The organism is Conexibacter arvalis (genome assembly GCF_014199525.1).
Taxonomy (GTDB): domain Bacteria; phylum Actinomycetota; class Thermoleophilia; order Solirubrobacterales; family Solirubrobacteraceae; genus Conexibacter; species Conexibacter arvalis.
In genome coordinates, this window is record NZ_JACHNU010000002.1 from 344,232 (window position 1) to 360,020 (window position 15,789).

15 protein-coding genes and 1 riboswitch are annotated in these 15,789 nt (G+C 73.5%); of the genes, 1 reads left to right on the top strand and 14 read right to left on the bottom strand.

Annotated elements, in window-relative coordinates; genetic code table 11:
* Window positions 1–54 precede the first annotated feature (54 nt).
* From alr to rplM, 8 genes are all read right to left on the bottom strand, one after another.
* On the bottom strand, window positions 55–1,173 hold the full coding sequence (gene alr / locus BDZ31_RS10180) for an alanine racemase (protein WP_183341679.1): 1,119 nt from the start codon (window positions 1,171–1,173) through the stop codon (window positions 55–57).
* Window positions 1,174–1,206: 33 nt separating this feature from the next.
* Window positions 1,207–1,671 carry a CBS domain-containing protein gene (locus tag BDZ31_RS10185; protein ID WP_183341681.1) on the bottom strand — a complete coding sequence of 155 codons (465 nt, stop codon included), beginning with the start codon at window positions 1,669–1,671 and terminating at the stop codon, window positions 1,207–1,209.
* A 9-nt stretch (window positions 1,672–1,680) separates the two neighbouring features.
* Window positions 1,681–3,231, bottom strand: coding sequence for an NAD(P)H-hydrate dehydratase (locus BDZ31_RS10190; RefSeq protein ID WP_183341683.1), 1,551 nt, complete (start codon window positions 3,229–3,231; stop codon window positions 1,681–1,683).
* Window positions 3,228–3,584 carry a holo-ACP synthase gene (acpS, locus tag BDZ31_RS10195; RefSeq protein WP_183341685.1) on the bottom strand — a complete coding sequence of 119 codons (357 nt, stop codon included), beginning with the start codon at window positions 3,582–3,584 and terminating at the stop codon, window positions 3,228–3,230. Before acpS ends, BDZ31_RS10190 begins: the two co-directional genes overlap by 4 nt.
* Window positions 3,585–3,637: 53 nt before the next feature.
* Window positions 3,638–5,509, bottom strand: coding sequence for a glutamine--fructose-6-phosphate transaminase (isomerizing) (gene glmS / locus BDZ31_RS10200; RefSeq protein WP_183341687.1), 1,872 nt, complete (start codon window positions 5,507–5,509; stop codon window positions 3,638–3,640).
* A 114-nt stretch (window positions 5,510–5,623) separates the two neighbouring features.
* Entirely contained in the window at window positions 5,624–6,976 is a 1,353-nt protein-coding gene (gene glmM, locus BDZ31_RS10205) for a phosphoglucosamine mutase (RefSeq protein WP_183341689.1), read from the bottom strand.
* 10 nt (window positions 6,977–6,986) lie between these two features.
* Complete coding sequence (rpsI, locus tag BDZ31_RS26210) at window positions 6,987–7,739, bottom strand: 30S ribosomal protein S9 (RefSeq protein ID WP_425492724.1); 753 nt, start codon at window positions 7,737–7,739, stop codon at window positions 6,987–6,989.
* Window positions 7,739–8,173 carry a 50S ribosomal protein L13 gene (gene rplM, locus BDZ31_RS10215; protein ID WP_183341691.1) on the bottom strand — a complete coding sequence of 145 codons (435 nt, stop codon included), beginning with the start codon at window positions 8,171–8,173 and terminating at the stop codon, window positions 7,739–7,741. The genes rpsI and rplM overlap by 1 nt, the downstream gene beginning before the upstream one ends.
* A 190-nt stretch (window positions 8,174–8,363) precedes the next feature.
* A riboswitch (cyclic di-AMP (ydaO/yuaA leader) is annotated at window positions 8,364–8,527 on the top strand.
* Window positions 8,528–8,579: 52 nt separating this feature from the next.
* Here rplM and BDZ31_RS10220 point away from each other — a divergent pair.
* On the top strand, window positions 8,580–9,839 hold the full coding sequence (locus BDZ31_RS10220) for a M23 family metallopeptidase (protein WP_183341693.1): 1,260 nt from the start codon (window positions 8,580–8,582) through the stop codon (window positions 9,837–9,839).
* Window positions 9,840–9,943: 104 nt separating this feature from the next.
* Here BDZ31_RS10220 and BDZ31_RS10225 read toward each other — a convergent pair whose 3' ends face one another.
* The 6 genes from BDZ31_RS10225 to BDZ31_RS10250 form a co-directional block, all read right to left on the bottom strand.
* Window positions 9,944–10,150, bottom strand: coding sequence for a hypothetical protein (locus tag BDZ31_RS10225; RefSeq protein ID WP_183341695.1), 207 nt, complete (start codon window positions 10,148–10,150; stop codon window positions 9,944–9,946).
* A gap of 28 nt (window positions 10,151–10,178) precedes the next feature.
* A complete protein-coding gene (gene guaA, locus BDZ31_RS10230; protein WP_183342455.1) occupies window positions 10,179–11,708 on the bottom strand; it encodes a glutamine-hydrolyzing GMP synthase in 1,530 nt (509 codons plus the stop codon).
* Between the two features lie 88 nt (window positions 11,709–11,796).
* Window positions 11,797–12,987 (bottom strand): GuaB3 family IMP dehydrogenase-related protein, encoded by a 1,191-nt coding sequence (locus tag BDZ31_RS10235; RefSeq protein WP_183341697.1) that lies wholly within the window; start codon window positions 12,985–12,987, stop codon window positions 11,797–11,799.
* A 202-nt stretch (window positions 12,988–13,189) separates the two neighbouring features.
* Entirely contained in the window at window positions 13,190–14,149 is a 960-nt protein-coding gene (locus BDZ31_RS10240) for a 1-phosphofructokinase family hexose kinase (protein ID WP_183341699.1), read from the bottom strand.
* Window positions 14,146–15,408, bottom strand: a complete 1,263-nt coding sequence (locus BDZ31_RS10245; RefSeq protein ID WP_183341701.1) for a serine hydrolase — start codon at window positions 15,406–15,408, stop codon at window positions 14,146–14,148. Before BDZ31_RS10245 ends, BDZ31_RS10240 begins: the two co-directional genes overlap by 4 nt.
* Entirely contained in the window at window positions 15,405–15,716 is a 312-nt protein-coding gene (locus tag BDZ31_RS10250; protein WP_183341703.1) for a LysM peptidoglycan-binding domain-containing protein, read from the bottom strand. The genes BDZ31_RS10245 and BDZ31_RS10250 overlap by 4 nt, the downstream gene beginning before the upstream one ends.
* Window positions 15,717–15,789: the final 73 nt, after the last annotated feature.

The window sequence follows — 15,789 nt, forward strand, 5'->3', positions numbered from 1 at the left end:
CTGCGAGCGCTTCCGACGCGACGCCGTGAGGCCGCCGGCCGAGCGGTCGCGCGGTCATGGCGCCACCTCCACGCCGTCGCGGTGGTAGGTCCAGGTGACGCGCGAGCTGAGCGCGGTCGTGATCTCGTAGTTGATCGTGTCGATCCGCGCGGCCCACTCCTCGGCCGTGATCCGCTCGCCGCCGGCCGCTCCGATCACGACCGCGACGTCGCCGACCGCGGCATCGGGCTCGGGGCCGAGCGCGACCGTGACGTTGTCCATGCTGACCCGCCCGACGATCTGCCGTCGTCTGCCGCCGATCAGCACCTCGCCGTTGCCGGAGAAGCCGCGTCGGAAGCCGTCGCCGTAGCCGATCGGCAGCGTCGCGGTCCAGATCGGCTCGCGTGCCGCGAAGGTCGCGCCGTACCCGACCGTCTGCCCCGGCGCCAGCGGCTTCACGGCGGCGACGCGGGAGAGCAGCTCGAGCGCCGGCTCCAGGTCGTGGTCGCGCGGGTCCCTCCCCCACGGGTCCATCCCGTAGACGGCGATGCCGCAGCGGACCAGGTCGAGCCGGCTGGCCGGAATGGCGAGCGCGGCGGCGCTGTTGGCGGCGTGGGCTACGACCGCGGGTGCGAGGCCGCGCACGCGTTCGGCGAAGGCGACGAACCGATCGAGCTGACCGCCGGTCAGCTCAACGTCGGCGTCTGCGCTGGGGAAGTGGGTCATCACCCCCGCGAGCGTCAGCCGGGGCGCCGCTGCCACCAGCTCGCCGACGCGCAGCAGCGCGTCGCCGTCGCGCGTCCCGAGCCGCCCCATCCCGACGTCGAGCTCGAGATGGACGCGAGCCGACGCGCCGTGTTCGCGCAGCCGCGCGACGAACGGCTCGCTCCAGGCGACGACGTCGGCGTCGGCCGCGAGCGCGACCGCGAGCTCCGCTTCGCTCAGCGCGCCGAGCACGACGAGGCGGGCGTCGATCCCCGCGGCGCGCAGCTCCGCCGCCTCACCGGCCGCCGCGACCGCCAGCCAGCTTGCGCCGCCGGCGAGCGCGGCGCGCGCCGCCTGCACCGCGCCGTGGCCGTACCCGTCGGCCTTGACGACCGCGCACAGCGCGCTCTCCCCCACGCGGGCGCGCAGCCGCGCGCAGTTGCGCTCGATCGCGGCGAGGTTGATGCGGGCGTTGGCGCGCAACGCCATCTCACTCGACCTTCCGCCGGACGGAGCGGCCCGTCACCGCTGGTCGTCGACGAGCGCCTCGAGCACGTCGAGCCGCGTCACGACGCCGACGAGGCGGCCGTGCTCGACGACCGGAAGGCGGTTGTGGCGGCGCTCGGCGATGATCCGCGCCGCCTCGCGCACGTCGGTGTCGGAGTCGACGGTGATCGGGTCCGGGGTCATCATCTCGCCGACGGTCGCGGCGATCGCCTTCTTGAAGCGCTCCTCGAACCGCTTCACCGGGCCGAGGAAGATCTGCGCCCCGAAGAGGTCGATGTGCAGCGGGAGGCGCAGGTCCTCCTCCTCGTCGACCATCACGAGGTCGGCCTCCGTCACGATGCCGATCGGGCGTCCGCCGCCGTTGACGACCGGGACGCCGGGGAGCTCGTGGTCGCGCAGCGTGCGCAGCAGCGTCTCGACCGTGTCCTCCGGCGAGACCGTCACCGGGTCCCGCTCCATGATTTCGGCGACCGTTGGCATGCCGGGAGCCTATCCGACCTCGGCGGCCATTCGGCGAGCTGCCGGAAGCGCGTCCGCGACGTCGCCGGCGAGCGCGCCCTCGACGCCGATCCGCTCGCCGACCAGCTGACCGGCGCGGCGGTGCAGCTCGACGCCGGCGCAGGCGGCGGTGAACGGCTCGACCCCGCGCGCGAGCAGGGCCCCGATCGTCCCCGACAGCACGTCGCCGGTGCCGGCGGTCGCGAGCGCCGGCGCGTCGCCGCGGCTGATGCCGACGGCGCCCTCCGGCGTCGCGACCAGCGTGTCGTCCCCCTTCAGCACGACGATCGCGCCCGAGCGCATCGCCGCCTGCCGCGCCAGCGAGAGCCGCCGCGCGCGCACCTCGTCGCCGCCGACGTCGAGCAGTCGGGCCAGCTCCCCGCCGTGCGGCGTGAGGACCGTCGGCGCGGTGCGCGCGGCCAGCTCCTCGAGCCGGCCGGCATGGGCGTTGAGCCCGTCGGCGTCGAGCAGCAGCGGCACCGGCGCCTCGACCGCGAGCGCACGCGCCAGCGCGCCGGCCCCGTCGCTGCGGCCGAGCCCCGGGCCGAGCACGAGGGCGTCGGCGCGGGCGCAGCGCTCGAGCGCGAGATCGAGCGCCGCGGGCACGAGCGCGCCGTCCTCCTCCGGCAGCGGCACCGACATCACCTCGGCCTGGCGCAGCTCGAAGACGACGTTGAGCGACGCCGGCACGAGCGCGGTCACGTAGCCGGCGCCGGCACGCGCGGCCGCCAGCGCGGCGAGCGACGGCGCGCCGCTCAGACCGGTCGAGCCGCCGCAGACGAGCACCGCGCCGCCGTCGAACTTCGTCGCCTCGGCCCCGCGGTGAGGCAGCTCCCCGATCACCGCGGCGCCGATCAGCCCCGCGCGCGGCGCCGTCTCGGGCGGGCGCCCGTCGACGGGGATGCCGATGTCGACGACGGCCACCTCGCCGGCGCGGCCCTTCCCCGGCGCGATCCACAGCCCCGGCTTGGCGGCGTGGAAGGTCGCCGTCGCGACTGCGCGCACGGCGGCGCCGGCGACCTCGCCGGTCGAGCCGTCGACACCGCTCGGGACGTCGCAGGCGACGACCGGCACGCCGTGGACGGCGGCCTCGGCGATCGTCTCGACCGCGTCGCCGATCAGCCCGTGAGGCGCGCCGCCGGCGCCGGTCCCGAGCACCGCGTCGACGATCCCGGCGACCTCGAACAGCGCGCCCGGGTTGAAGACGCGCGGCGGCGAGCCGGGCAGCCGCTCGAGGTTGACGCGGGCGTCGCCGCGCAGCTCGGAGGGGTCGCAGACGAGGTGGACGTCGACCTCGCGGCCGGCGTCGCGCAGCAGCCGCGCGACGACCAGCCCGTCGCCGCCGTTGTTGCCCTTGCCGCAGACGACGGCGATCGTCCCCGTCGGCAGACGGCGCTGGACCAGCTCGAAGAGGCCGCGGCCGGCCCGCTCCATCAGCTCGATGCCGGGGATGCCGCGCTGCTCGATCGCCCAGCCGTCGAGCGCGCGCTGCGCCGCCGCGTCGGGCAGCGGGTCCAGCCAACGCGGCAGCGGAGCGCTCACGTCGCGATCGCCACCGCGGCCGCCTCGCTGCGGGTGTGGGTCAGCGAGATCTTCACCTCGGTCACGCCGAGCTCGGCCGCGTGGCGCGCGGCGTCGCCGTGGAGCACGATCGACGGCGCGCCGTCGCCGCGCACGACCTCGACGTCGGTGAAGCTCCACGCCTCCAGCCCGAGCGCCTTCGCGACCGCCTCCTTGGCGCAGAAGCGCGCCGCGAGATGCTGGCCGGGACGCGCGCGCTCGGCGGCGTAGGCGCGCTCCGCCGCCGTGAACAGCCGCTCGGCCAGGCGTGGCCGGCGGGCCAGCGCCTGCTCGAGCCGCTCGATCTCCAGCTGGTCGATCCCGACGCCGTGCACGCGCCGATCCTACCCCGGCGACGCCGCCGGGATCCGCCGGCGCGCCCTCCCGCCTACTCGACCGTGACCGTCTTCGCGAGGTTGCGTGGCTGGTCGACGTTGAGCCCGCGCAGCCGTGCGACGTGGTAGGCGAGCAGCTGCAGCGGGATCACCGCCAGCAGCGGCGCGAGCATCCAGTCGGTGCGTGGGACGCGCAGCAGCTCGTCGGCGTGCTCGCCGATCTCCTCGTCCCCGTCGCTCGCGACCGCGATCACGTGGGCGCCGCGGACGCGCACCTCCTGCATGTTGGAGACGACCTTGTCGAGCACGGGCGACTCCGTCGCGACGCAGACGACCGGCGTCGCCTCGTCGAGCAGCGCGATCGGGCCGTGCTTCATCTCGCCGGCGGCGTAGGCGTCGGTCGCGATGTAGGAGATCTCCTTCAGCTTCAGCGCGCCCTCGAGCGCCACGGGCAGACCGATGTGGCGTCCGAGGTAGAGGAAGAACTCCGCCTGATGGTGGCGCTCGGCCACCGCCTTGATCGCCTCGTCGTCGCCGTCGAGCATCTCCGCGATCAGATGCGGCAGCCGCTTCAGCTCGCCGACCAGCTCGCTCAGACGCGCGGGCTCGAGCGTGCCGCGCAGCTCTGCGAGCCGCAGCGCGAACAGGTACATCGCGGCGACCTGGCTGACGAAGGTCTTCGTCGCGGCGACGCCGATCTCCAGGCCGGCGCGGGTGAAGAGGACGCCGTCGGCGTCGCGCGTCGCCTGCGACCCCATCACGTTGGTGATCGCCAGCACGGTGGCCCCGCGCGCTCTCGCGAGCCGCATCGCGGCGAGCGTGTCGGCGGTCTCGCCCGACTGCGAGATCCCGATCACGAGATCGCCGGGCCCGACGACCGGATCGCGGTAGCGGTACTCGGAGGCGATGTCCATCTCGACCGGCACGCGCGCCCAGCCCTCGATCGCGTAGCGGCCGATCAGCCCCGCGTGGTAGCTGGTGCCACAGGCGACGACGACGATCCGGCGCAGCTCGCGCAGGAACGCGTCGTCGATCGTGCCGAGATCGCCGAGGTCGACGCCGTCTCCCCGAGCCGTGCGGTCCGCCACCGTCTCGGCGACGGCGTCGGCCTGCTCGTGGATCTCCTTCAGCATGAAGGTCTCGTAGCCGCCCTTCTCGGCCGTCTCGGCGTCCCAGTCGATCTCGACGACCTCGCGCTCGATCGGCTCGCCGGCCGGCGACATGAACTCGACGCCGCCGGGCCGCAGCACGACCAGCTCCCCGTCCTCGATGAACTGCACGCGCCGGGTGTGCTCCAGGAAGGCCGGGACGGCCGAGGCGAGGAACTGCTCGCCCTCGCCGCGGCCGACGACCAGCGGGCACTCGCGCCGCACGCCGACGAGCACGCCCGGCTCGTCGGCCGCCATCGCGACGAAGGCGAAATGGCCGACCAGCTCGCCGTAGGCGGCGCGGACCGCCGCCGGCAGATCGCCGTCGTAATGGCGCGCGATCACGTGCGCGATCACCTCGGCGTCGGTCTCGGAAGTGAAGGTGACGCCGCTCGCCTCCAGCTCGCGCTTGAGGACGATGTAGTTCTCGACGATGCCGTTGACGACGATGTGGATCCGCCCGGCCTCGTCCTCGTGCGGGTGGGCGTTGCGCTCGCTCACGCGCCCATGCGTCGCCCAGCGGGTGTGGCCGATGCCGGTCGACGGCTCGGCGAGCGCGACCGCCGCGCCGCCGTCGGCGACGGCCGCCCGCGCGGTCTGCGCGACCGCGTCGCGCAGCGCCTGCAGGTTGCCGACCGCGCGCACCGAGTCGACCCCGTCGCCGTTGAGGACGGAGAGCCCGGCACTGTCGTAGCCGCGGTATTCGAGCTTCTCGAGACCTGCGAGGAGCAGGCCCTGGACCGGTCTGGCGCCGACGTAACCGACGATGCCGCACATGGGGGAACCTCCGTGTGGAACGACGAGAGCGGCACGTTGGCCGGCTGCGCGCGCCTGCGGGCGCGAGTCGCGAATTCTAGCGGTCGCCTCGACGGCGTCCGTGTCGCGCTGCGGTCACCCCGCCGGCTGCGCGGCGGCCGCCTCGGCGCATGCGACGAGCCGCGCGCAGACGGCGTCTGCCTCGGCGGCGTCGGGTGCCTCGACCATCACGCGCAGCAGCGGCTCGGTGCCGGACGGCCGCACGAGCACCCGGCCGCGTCCGTCCAGCTGGGCGTGCTCGCGCTCGATCGCCGCCGTCATCGCGGGGTCGGCCGCGGCGCGCTCGAGCGCCTGGCGGTCGCTGAGGCGCACGTTGACGAGCACCTGCGGAAGCTTCTCCATCCCCTTGCGCTCCGCGAGGGCGGTGCCGCCGAGCGCCTCGAGCGTCAGCAGCGCGCTCGCGATGCCGTCGCCGGACGGCGCGAAGCCGAGCTCGACGATGTGGCCGGACTGCTCGCCGCCCAGCGCCCAGTCGCGCTGACGGAGCGCTTCCAGCACGTAGCGGTCGCCGACGGCGGTCGTCGCGACCTCGATCCCGGCCTCCGCCATCGCCGCGTGGAATCCGTAGTTGGTCATCACCGTCACCGCGACGCCGTTGCCGCGCAGTCTCCCCTGCGCGCGCAGATGCAGCGCGGCGAGCGCGATCAGCTCGTCGCCGTCGACGACGACGCCGTTGCCGTCGACCGCCAGCACGCGGTCGCCGTCGCCGTCGAAGGCGAAGCCGGCGTCGTGGTCTCCCGCCCGCATCGCCTCGACCAGCCCGTCGAGGTGCGTCGAGCCGCAGCCCGCGTTGATGTTGCGGCCGTCGGGGGCGTCGGCGAGCACGTCGACGTGCGCGCCGAGCCGGCGGAAGATCTCCGGCGCCGCCTTGCACGTCGCGCCGTTTGCGCAGTCGAGCACGATCCGCCGGCCGCTCAGGTCGAGGCCGCCGAAGCGCTGCTGCAGCTCGCGCAGGTAGTCGTCGAGCGTGCCGTGCAGCTGCGTGACGGCGCCGATCCGCGCCGGCGGCGGGACCGCGGCGCGGTCGCCGTCGAGCAGCGCCTCGATCTCCTCCTCGACGGCGTCGGAGAGCTTGTCGCCGTCGGCGCCGAAGAACTTGACGCCGTTGTCGGCGTAGGGATTGTGGGACGCCGACAGGACGACGCCGAGGTCGAAGCCGTAGCGGGCGATCAGCAGCGGCGCGGCCGGCGTCGGCAACACGCCGCCGAGCAGCGCGACGCCGCCGGAGGCCGCGACGCCAGCGGCGACCGCCGCCTCGAGCATCTCGCCCGACTCGCGCGTGTCGCGGATCACGAGCACGCGCGGGCGCTCCGCGGAGGCGGCGGCGCGCGCCGTGGCGGCGCGCGCGAGGGCGAGCGTCAGCTCGGCTGACAGGAACTCGCCGGCGACGCCGCGGACGCCGTCCGTGCCGAACAACCGGCGAGCCATGGCCTGCGGACTAGCGCTTCGAGAACTGCGGCCGCTTGCGGGCCTTCTTGAGGCCGGCCTTCTTGCGCTCCTTCACGCGCGGGTCACGCGTGAGGAAGCCGCGCTTCTTCAGCTCGCCGCGAAGGTTCGGGTCGGCCTCGAGCAGCGCGCGCGAGATGCCGTGCCGCAGCGCGCCGGCCTGCGCCGAGACGCCGCCGCCGTGCATCTTCGCGATGACGTCCATCCGCTCCTCGAAGCCGACGGCCTCGAGCGGCTGGCGGATGTTGCGCTGGAGCGTCGGGCGCGGGAAGAAGTCGTCGAGCGGCTTGCCGTTGATCGTGTACTGGCCGGTGCCCGGCTTCAGGATCACGCGCGCGACAGCCGTCTTGCGCTTGCCCGTGGCGGTGTAGCGAGCGCCGGACGCGAGGCTGATCGCGGCATCCGCGATCGGCTGCGCCTCCTGCTCGTCGTCGGCCTCGGACTCCGCGGCGGGGGTCGACTCCTCGTCGCCCTCCTCGTCGTCGCGCGCCTCGCCCTCGAGCACGATGTCCGGGACGAGATCGGCGCCGGGGATCTCCGGCTTGACGCGCGGCGTCTCCTCGATCTCCTCCAGCTCCTCGTCGGCCTCGTCGGACTCCTGCGCAGCGGGCTGCTCGGGAGCGGCGTCGGCAGCGGGCTGCTCGGCGGCGGGCTGGGGCGCCTCGTTGGCGGCCTCGACGGGCTCCTCGGGCGCGTCGCCCGCGGGGTTGCGCTGCTCGTCTTCAGGCTGCTCGACGTCGGACACTAGGCTTCGATCTCCATCGGTTGCGGCTGCTGGGCGGTGTGCGGGTGGTCCGGACCGGCATACACCTTCAGCTTGGTGAGCTGCTTGCGCGCAAGGCGGTTGCGGGGCAGCATGCCCTTCACCGCGATGCGGATGACCTCCTCCGGGCGCCGCTCGAGCATCTCCTCGAGCGTGCGGGAGCGGAGGCCGCCGGGGTAGCCGGAGTGGCGGTAGTAGCGCTTGTCGGCTCGCTTGTTGCCCGAGACCGAGATCTTCTCGGCGTTGATCACGACGACGAAGTCGCCAGTGTCGACGTGCGGGGTGAACGTGGGCTTGCGCTTGCCGCGCAGGGCATCGGCGATCTGCGTGGCGAGGCGGCCGAGCGTCTGCCCGTTCGCGTCCACGACAAGCCAGTTGCGCTCGCGGTCGTTGGGATTGGCGACGTAAGTTCTCATGGCATGAAAGGGGCCACGCACCGTGGCGCGGCGGGGAGAGGACTATAGAGAACCTGCGGCGCTCGTGTCGGCAGACCGTGGCGGCGCAGACCGGCGGCAGGCGTCGACGGGCGCCGCGAGCGCGCGCGTGCGAGCCGCGCGGCGGCACCCGGCGGTCATCCGTCGGACGCGTCTCTATACTGCCCCGCGTTCCATAAGCCTGCCGAATCCCTCCACGGAGGGAGCGGGGAACCCAACGGCGGTGGCGCACGTCGCAGCGCCACCGTTGGGGCGAATCCGAGCGAGTCGCTCGGTAGCGCGGCCCTTTCAGCGCGAGCCCGTCAGCTAACCCCGTAGGCCGTCAAGAAAGGGGCATCGACCGACGATGCTGCTTGGACCGGGGTCCTCCCTGCCCCGACCTGCTGGGATGACGACGCTCGCCACCGCCCTCCTTGGGCTCGCCGGCGCCTCTCCCGCGATCGCCGCCAGCGGCGGCGCCTCGGCCGCTCCCTCCGCGCCCGCCGCGGCCTCGCCCTCCGCCCCATCGGTCACGAGCGTCGCCTGCCGTAGCGGCTGCCGCACCGGCGGAGCGGTCGCGCGCGGCGGCACGATCACCCTTCACGGCCAGCGGCTCGATCGCGCGACCGCCGTCGTCTTCCTCGGCGGCATCGGCCCGCGCGACGACGTCCGCGTCGCGATCCGCGCCAAGAGCGCGGCACGCGTCGACGTGAAGATCCCGGCGACGGCCAAGAGCGGTCGGATCGCGCTCGCCAGCTCGGCCGGCGTCGCCGCGCAGACCTCGGCGGCCCCGTTGAAGGTCACGGGCGCCGCGTCGCGGCAGCTCTCGACCGTGACGGAGCCGGTGGAGCCGACGCTGAAGCCGGTCAAGGGGATCGCCCAACTCGACGCCGGCATCGCCAAGCGCAAGGTCGGCAAGGCCGGCGTCTCGGCCGTGACGATCGCCTACGTCTCGCACGCGCCCGAGCAGACGGTGCGCGTCGACGTCGTGCGCCGCGCCGACAACCTCTCGATCTTCAGCGACGAGCGCACCGTCAGCGGCGAGGAGCAGCAGACGCTGACGTGGAACGGCCGTGGCGCGAGCGCCCTGGCGCTCGACGGCAAGTACGACGTGCGCATCTCGACCGGCGGCAGCCCGACCGGTCCGCGCAGCGCCAAGTTCGACGTCGCCGCCGCCGGCGGCGCCGCGCCCGAGGGCACTCCCCCGCCGACCGGCTCGACCAGCCTCGGCGCCTTCACCTTCGTCGGCGCGGTCTTCCCCGTCCGCGGGACGCACAACTTCGGCCAGAGCGCCGCCCGCTTCGGTGCAGGCCGCGGCGGCCGCTCCCACCAGGGCCAGGACATGATGGCGCGCTGCGGCACGCCGGTCGTCGCCGCGCGCGGCGGCGTCGTGAAGATGCGGACGTTCCAGGCGGCCGCGGGCAACTACGTGGTCGTGAGCGACCCCGTGACCGGCCAGGACCACGCCTACATGCACTTGCGCGCGCCGGCCGTCGTCGCCAGAGGCGACACCGTCGAGACGGGACAGCTGCTCGGCTACGTCGGCTCCACCGGCAGCTCCACGGCCTGCCACCTCCACTTCGAGATCTGGACCGCCCCCGGCTGGTACGAGGGCGGTCGGCCGATCGACCCCTACGCGACGCTGAAGCGCTGGGCGAAGCTCGGCTGAGCCGCGCTTCGCGGGTGCGGGGTCGCCGGCACGGCCGGCGATCCCGCGGCGCTGGCGCCCCGCGGCGCGCCAAGCGGCCCCGCGGCGCGCCAAGCGCACCCGGCCTACCGCTTCAGCGGTCTTCCGTCCTCGTCGCGCGGGATCTCGTCGGGCTGCGGCGACTGACCGTCGAGGTAGCCGCCCGGCCGCTTGCGACCCTCCGGATGGAAGGTCGAGACCAGCAGCACGACGATCGCGATCGCGACGACGGCCAGGCCGACGTAGCCGAGCCAGTCGTCGGTGATCTCGAGGACGGTCGCGAAGGTCGTCATCGCGCGAGGGCTGCGCCGCGGCGCAGCCCTACTCCCACTCGATCGTGCCGGGCGGCTTGCTCGTGATGTCGAGCACGACGCGGTTGACCTCGCGGATCTCGTTGATCATGCGCGAGGCGATCTGCTCCAGCAGGTCGTACGGAAGGCGCGCCCAGTCGGCGGTCATCGCGTCGTCGCTGGTGACGGCGCGGATCACGACGACGTAGCCGTAGGTGCGCTCGTCGCCCTGGACGCCGACCGTTCTGACGTCCGGCAGGACGCAGAACGACTGCCACAGCTCGCGGTAGAGGCCCGCTCTGCGGATCTCGTCCTGCAGGATGGCGTCGGCGTCGCGCAGCGTGTCGAGGCGCGCTCTGGTCGCCTCGCCGCCGACGACGCGGATCGCGAGCCCCGGCCCCGGGAAGGGCTGGCGCCACACGAGCCGCTCGGGCAGGCCGAGCTCGGCGCCGACGGCGCGGACCTCGTCCTTGAACAGCGCGCGCAGCGGCTCGACCAGCTCGAACTCGAGGTCCTCCGGCAGGCCGCCGACGTTGTGGTGCGACTTGATCGTCGCCGCGCCGGTGCCGCCGCCCGACTCGATCACGTCCGAGTAGAGCGTGCCCTGGACGAGGAACCTGGCGCCACCCTCTGCGAGCTTCGCCGACTCCTCCTCGAAGACGCGGATGAACTCCTCGCCGATCGCCTTGCGCTTCGCCTCCGGGTCGGTGACCCCTCTGAGGCGCGCGAGGAACCGCTCCTCGGCGTCGACGGCGACCAACGGGACTCTGTAGTGGTCGCGGAAGGCGGTGATGACCTGCTCGCCCTCGTTCTTGCGCATCAGGCCGTGGTCGACGAAGACGCAGGTCAGCTGGTCGCCGATCGCCTTGTGGACGAGCAGCGCCGCCACCGACGAGTCGACGCCGCCCGAGAGCGCGCAGATGACGCGGCCGTCGCCGACCTGGGCGCGGATCTTCTCCAGCTGGTCCTCGATCACCGAGCCGGCCGACCAGTTCCGCGCACAGCCGCAGATCTCCTCCAGGAAGCGGGTGAGGATCTGCTGCCCGTACGGCGTGTGGACGACCTCCGGGTGGAACTGGATGCCGTAGATGCCCTGCTCGACCGACTCGAGCGCCGCGACCGGCGAGGCGGTCGAGGAGGCGAGCGCGGTGAAGCCCGGCGGCGGCGAGAAGACGGTGTCGCGATGCGACATCCAGCAGGTCTGCTCCTCCGGCAGCCCGGCGAGCAGCCGGCCCGGCTCGTTGACGGTCAGCCTGGAGCGGCCGAACTCGCCGACCTCGGCGCCCTGCACCTCACCGCCCAGCTCGCGCGTCAGCAGCTGCATGCCGTAGCAGATGCCGAGCACGGGGATCCCGAGCTCCAGCAGCTCACGCTCCAGCTTCGGCGCGTCGTCGGCGTAGACCGACGCCGGGCCGCCCGAGAGGATCAGGCCCTTCGGTCTGCGGCGCGCGACCTCAGCCGCGCCGACGTGGTGGGGCAGCAGCTCCGAGAAGACGCCGCACTCGCGCACGCGCCGGGCGATCAGCTGGGAGTACTGGCCGCCGTAGTCGAGGACGACCACCTGCTCGGCGTCGACGCTGGGCTCGGCGACCGTCCCGCCGGCCGCGACCGCGGCGGTCGTGGCCGTCGGGACGTGGGTCGTGAGCCCGTCAGTCGTTGACAAGGGCGACGGCCCGGCCGTTGGAACCCATGCCCACCTGCTGATCGCGCTGGAGGCTCTTGCCCTCGGTCTGCAGCGCCGGGGCGACCATCAGCTCCGCGCGGTTGAACTCGGCGATGTCGCGGTAGCCGCAGGTCGCCATCGAGGTCTTGAGCGCGCCCATCAGGTTGAACATGCCGTCGTTCTCGCGCGCGGGACCGGTGAGGATCTCCTCCAGCGAGCCGTTCTGCACCGTCTTGACGCGCGTGCCGCGCGGCAGCGTCGGGTGGAAGGTCGCCATGCCCCAGTTGTAGCCGCGGCCGGGCGCCTCGTAGGCCTTGGCGAGCGCGGAGCCGAGCATGACCGCGTCGGCGCCGCAGGCGATCGCCTTCGAGACGTCGCCGCCGTTCTTCATGCCGCCGTCGGCGATGACGCGGACGTAGTCGCCGGTCTCGAGCATGTGCTGCGAGCGGGCGGCCGCGACGTCGGCGATCGCCGTCGCCTGCGGGACGCCGATGCCCAAGACGCCGCGGGTGGTGCAGATCGCGCCCGGGCCGACGCCGACGAGCACGCCGGCCGCGCCGGTGCGCATCAGGTGGAGGCCGGTGTGGTAGCTGGCGCAGCCGCCGACGACGACCGGCACCGGCACCTCGCCGATGAACTCCTTCAGGTTGAGCGGCTCGGCGACCGTCGAGACGTGCTCGGCGGAGACGACCGTTCCCTGGATCACGAGGATGTCGAGACCGGCCTCGAGCGCGATCTCGTAGTGCTCGCGGACGCGCTGCGGCGTCAGCGAGGCGGCGACGACGACGCCCTGGTCCTTGATCTCCTTGATCCGCTGCGCGATCAGCTCGGGCTTGACCGGCTCGCGGTAGATCTCCTGCATCTCGCGGGTCGCCTCGGCCTGCGGGAGGGCCGCGATCCGCTCGAGCTGCGCGTCGACGTCCTCGTAGCGACAGAAGATGCCCTCGAGGTTGAGCACGGCGAGACCGCCGAGTCTGCCGATGATGCCGGCGGTCTCGGGCGAGACGACGCCGTCGAGCGCGGCGCCGAGGAGGGGGAGCTCGAAGCGGTAAGGGCCGAGCGTCCACGAGATGTCGACGTCGTCGGGGTCGCGCGTGCGTCGCGAGGGGACGATGGCGACATCGTCGAACCCGTATGCGCGACGAGCTTTCTTACCGCGGCCGATCTCTATTTCCATGAAAGCACCGTACGGGTCGAGGCGGACGAAACAGCCCCGCACGCAGCGGGGCCGGAGGGGAGCTAATCGTCGTCGTGACGGCAACCAGCGACGCCCCCAATCGTAGCAACGCGCCCGTCGGCCCAATCCCCCGCGCTCGCGCCGGCTTCAGGGGTGTCGGGAGCGCTCCCGGCGACGGCCCGGACGGGCCGCGGGACGACGGTCAGGAGACCTCGGCCGGAAGCGAGACCGGGATCGCCTCGACCGCCCCCAGCAGGCGCTCGACGGAGTGCGGGTCGATCACGCCGGCGCCGAAGTGCTGGGTCGACTCCGCGCCGCAGGCGACGCCGAATCTGAGGCACTCCTCAGGGCTGCCGCCGGTGTAGCGGCAGGCGACGTAGCCGGCGAGGAAGGCGTCGCCCGAGCCGACCGCCGCGCGCGCCTCCTGCTGCTCGACGCGGACCCGGTAGAGCTGCGGCCCGCCGTCGGAGTGGACCTGCGCGAAGCAGCCGTCCGGGACGGTCATGATCGCCTCGCGCGCGCCGAGCTGGATGATCTCGGCGACCGCGAGCGTGCGGTCCTCGTCGTCGTTGAACTCGTGCCCGACCAGCTCCTCGGCCTCGATCACGTTCGGCGAGACGACGTCGGGCTCGGCCCGCACCGCGTGGCGCAGCGGCTCCCCGTCGGTGTCGACGATCGTCGTCACGCCGAGCTTGCGCACCTCCTTGATCAGCGCGCCATAGACGTCGGGATCGACGTTGCGCGGGAGGCTGCCGGCGAAGACGCAGATGTCGGCGCCCTGCGCGAGGTAGAGGAGCTTGTCGCGGAACAGCTCCATCTCGCGCTCGGTGACGGCCGGGCCGCGCTCGTTGATCTCGGTCTGCACGCCGGTCGTCGGGTCGAGCACCGCGGTGTTGGTGCGCGACTCCTCGCCGATCCGCACGAAGTCGGTCAGGACCGACTCGGCCGTCAGCGCCTCGACGATGCGGGTGCCGGTCGCGCCGCCGGCGAAGCCGGTCGCGATCACCGGGCGGCCGAGCCGCTTGATCGCGCGCGCGACGTTGACGCCCTTGCCGCCCGGCATCGTCGTCTGATCGACGGAGCGATGGCGCCGGCCGATGCGGAAGTTCGGCACCTCGAGCGTCTTGTCGATCGCGGTGTTGAGCGTGACGGTGATGATCATGCTGCCTCCATGTCGGCGCGGCTGCGACGGCGGCGTGCCCCGTGGCGGCGGAGCAGCAGCGCGGTCGCCCCTCCGATCACCACCACGATCGCTATCAGGCTACCCGGTCTGACGATCGCGTCCGCGGCGCGCTCGAGCAGCCCGACCTCCGGGACGGCCGTTCTCGTCACGAGCGGGACGGTCGCGATGACACGGCCCGCGCGGCGCACCGTCAGGGAGCCGACGACCGCGTTGCGCGGCAGCGGGCCCTGCAGCTCGGCGGGCGCGTCGACGACGACGCGCAGGCGCTCGTCGCGGCGGATCAGCTCTCTGACCGTTCTCGTCGCGATCAGCGCTATCTCGTCCTCGGGCCGGTGCTTCAGTCTCGCCTCGGCGAAGACCTGGCGGCTTCTGACCGGGGTCGCGAAGCGATGCGTGGCGTAGGCCCATCTCAGCAGCGCCAGCGCGTCCGCGTCGCGAGCGCCCTCGCTCGGCGTGCCGGTGACGGCGGCGACGAACGACAGCCCGCGGCGCGTCCCGGACGCGACGAGCAGGTAGCCGGCGGCGTTGGTGTGGCCGGTCTTGACGCCGTTGACCCAGCCGACGCGCTGGACGAGCAGGTTGCGGTTGTAGACGGTCCGCGGGTAGGCGCCGGTGCTGAGCGTCGCCGACGGCATGTCGACGGTGCGGGCGAGGAAGCGGTCTCTGCGCAGCGCGATGCCGAGCCGCGCGAGGTCGGCCGCGGTCGAGTAGTTCGACGTCGAGTCGAGGCCGACCGGCGTCGAGAAATGGGTGCCGCGCAGGCCCAGCCTGCGCGCCTTGGCGTTCATCGCGTCGATGAACCGCTGCCGCGATCCGCCGGCGCAGACCGCCAGCGTCTCGGCCGCGTCGTTGGCGCTCGGGAGCATCAGCGCCCGCAGCAGGTCGCGGACGCTCATCCGCTCGCCCGCGCGCAGGCCGATCTGCGTCTCGGCCGGGGCCGGGCGGTAGCTCGCGGCGGTGCAGACGCGGTCGAGCGGCAGCTCGTCGACGGCGACGAGCGCGGTCATGATCTTCGTCGTGCTCGCGATCAGGCGGCGCTCGCCGGCGCCGACGCCGTACAGCGGCTCGCCGGTCGACGTCTCGAAGACCGCTGCCGATCGCGCCGACAGCTTCGGCGGGTCGGGCAGCTTGGCGCTCGCGGACGGCGCCGCGAGCAGGGCGAGCAGGAGCAGGAAGAGACCGCAGGCGAGCGCGCCGCGCTTCGCCGCTCCCGCGCCTGGACGGCGCGGCGGCGTCACGGTGCCAGTCTCAGCCGCTGCCCGACGCGCAGGGCCTGTGCGTCGAGATCGGGGTTGAGCTGCTCGATCGTCTCGAGCGACACGCCGGTGCGCTCGGCGATGAGCGAGAGGTTGTCGCCGGCCTTCACGACGTAGACGCGCTTTCTCGCGCGTCTTCTCGCCGGTCTGTCCTGCGTCCGCGTCACGGTGGCGGTCTGCGTCGAGTCGGAGGAGCCGGTCCCGGCGGCCTGCACGACGACGATCACCGCGGCGAATGCCGCGACCAACGCGAGCGGCGCGAGGAGTCGCGCGGGATTGCGGTTGCCCATCGGCGGCGATCATACCCGCGAGATCGGGCGGCAGCGCGGCAGTTTTCTTGCATCGCCTCGTCGAGGCGCCGCG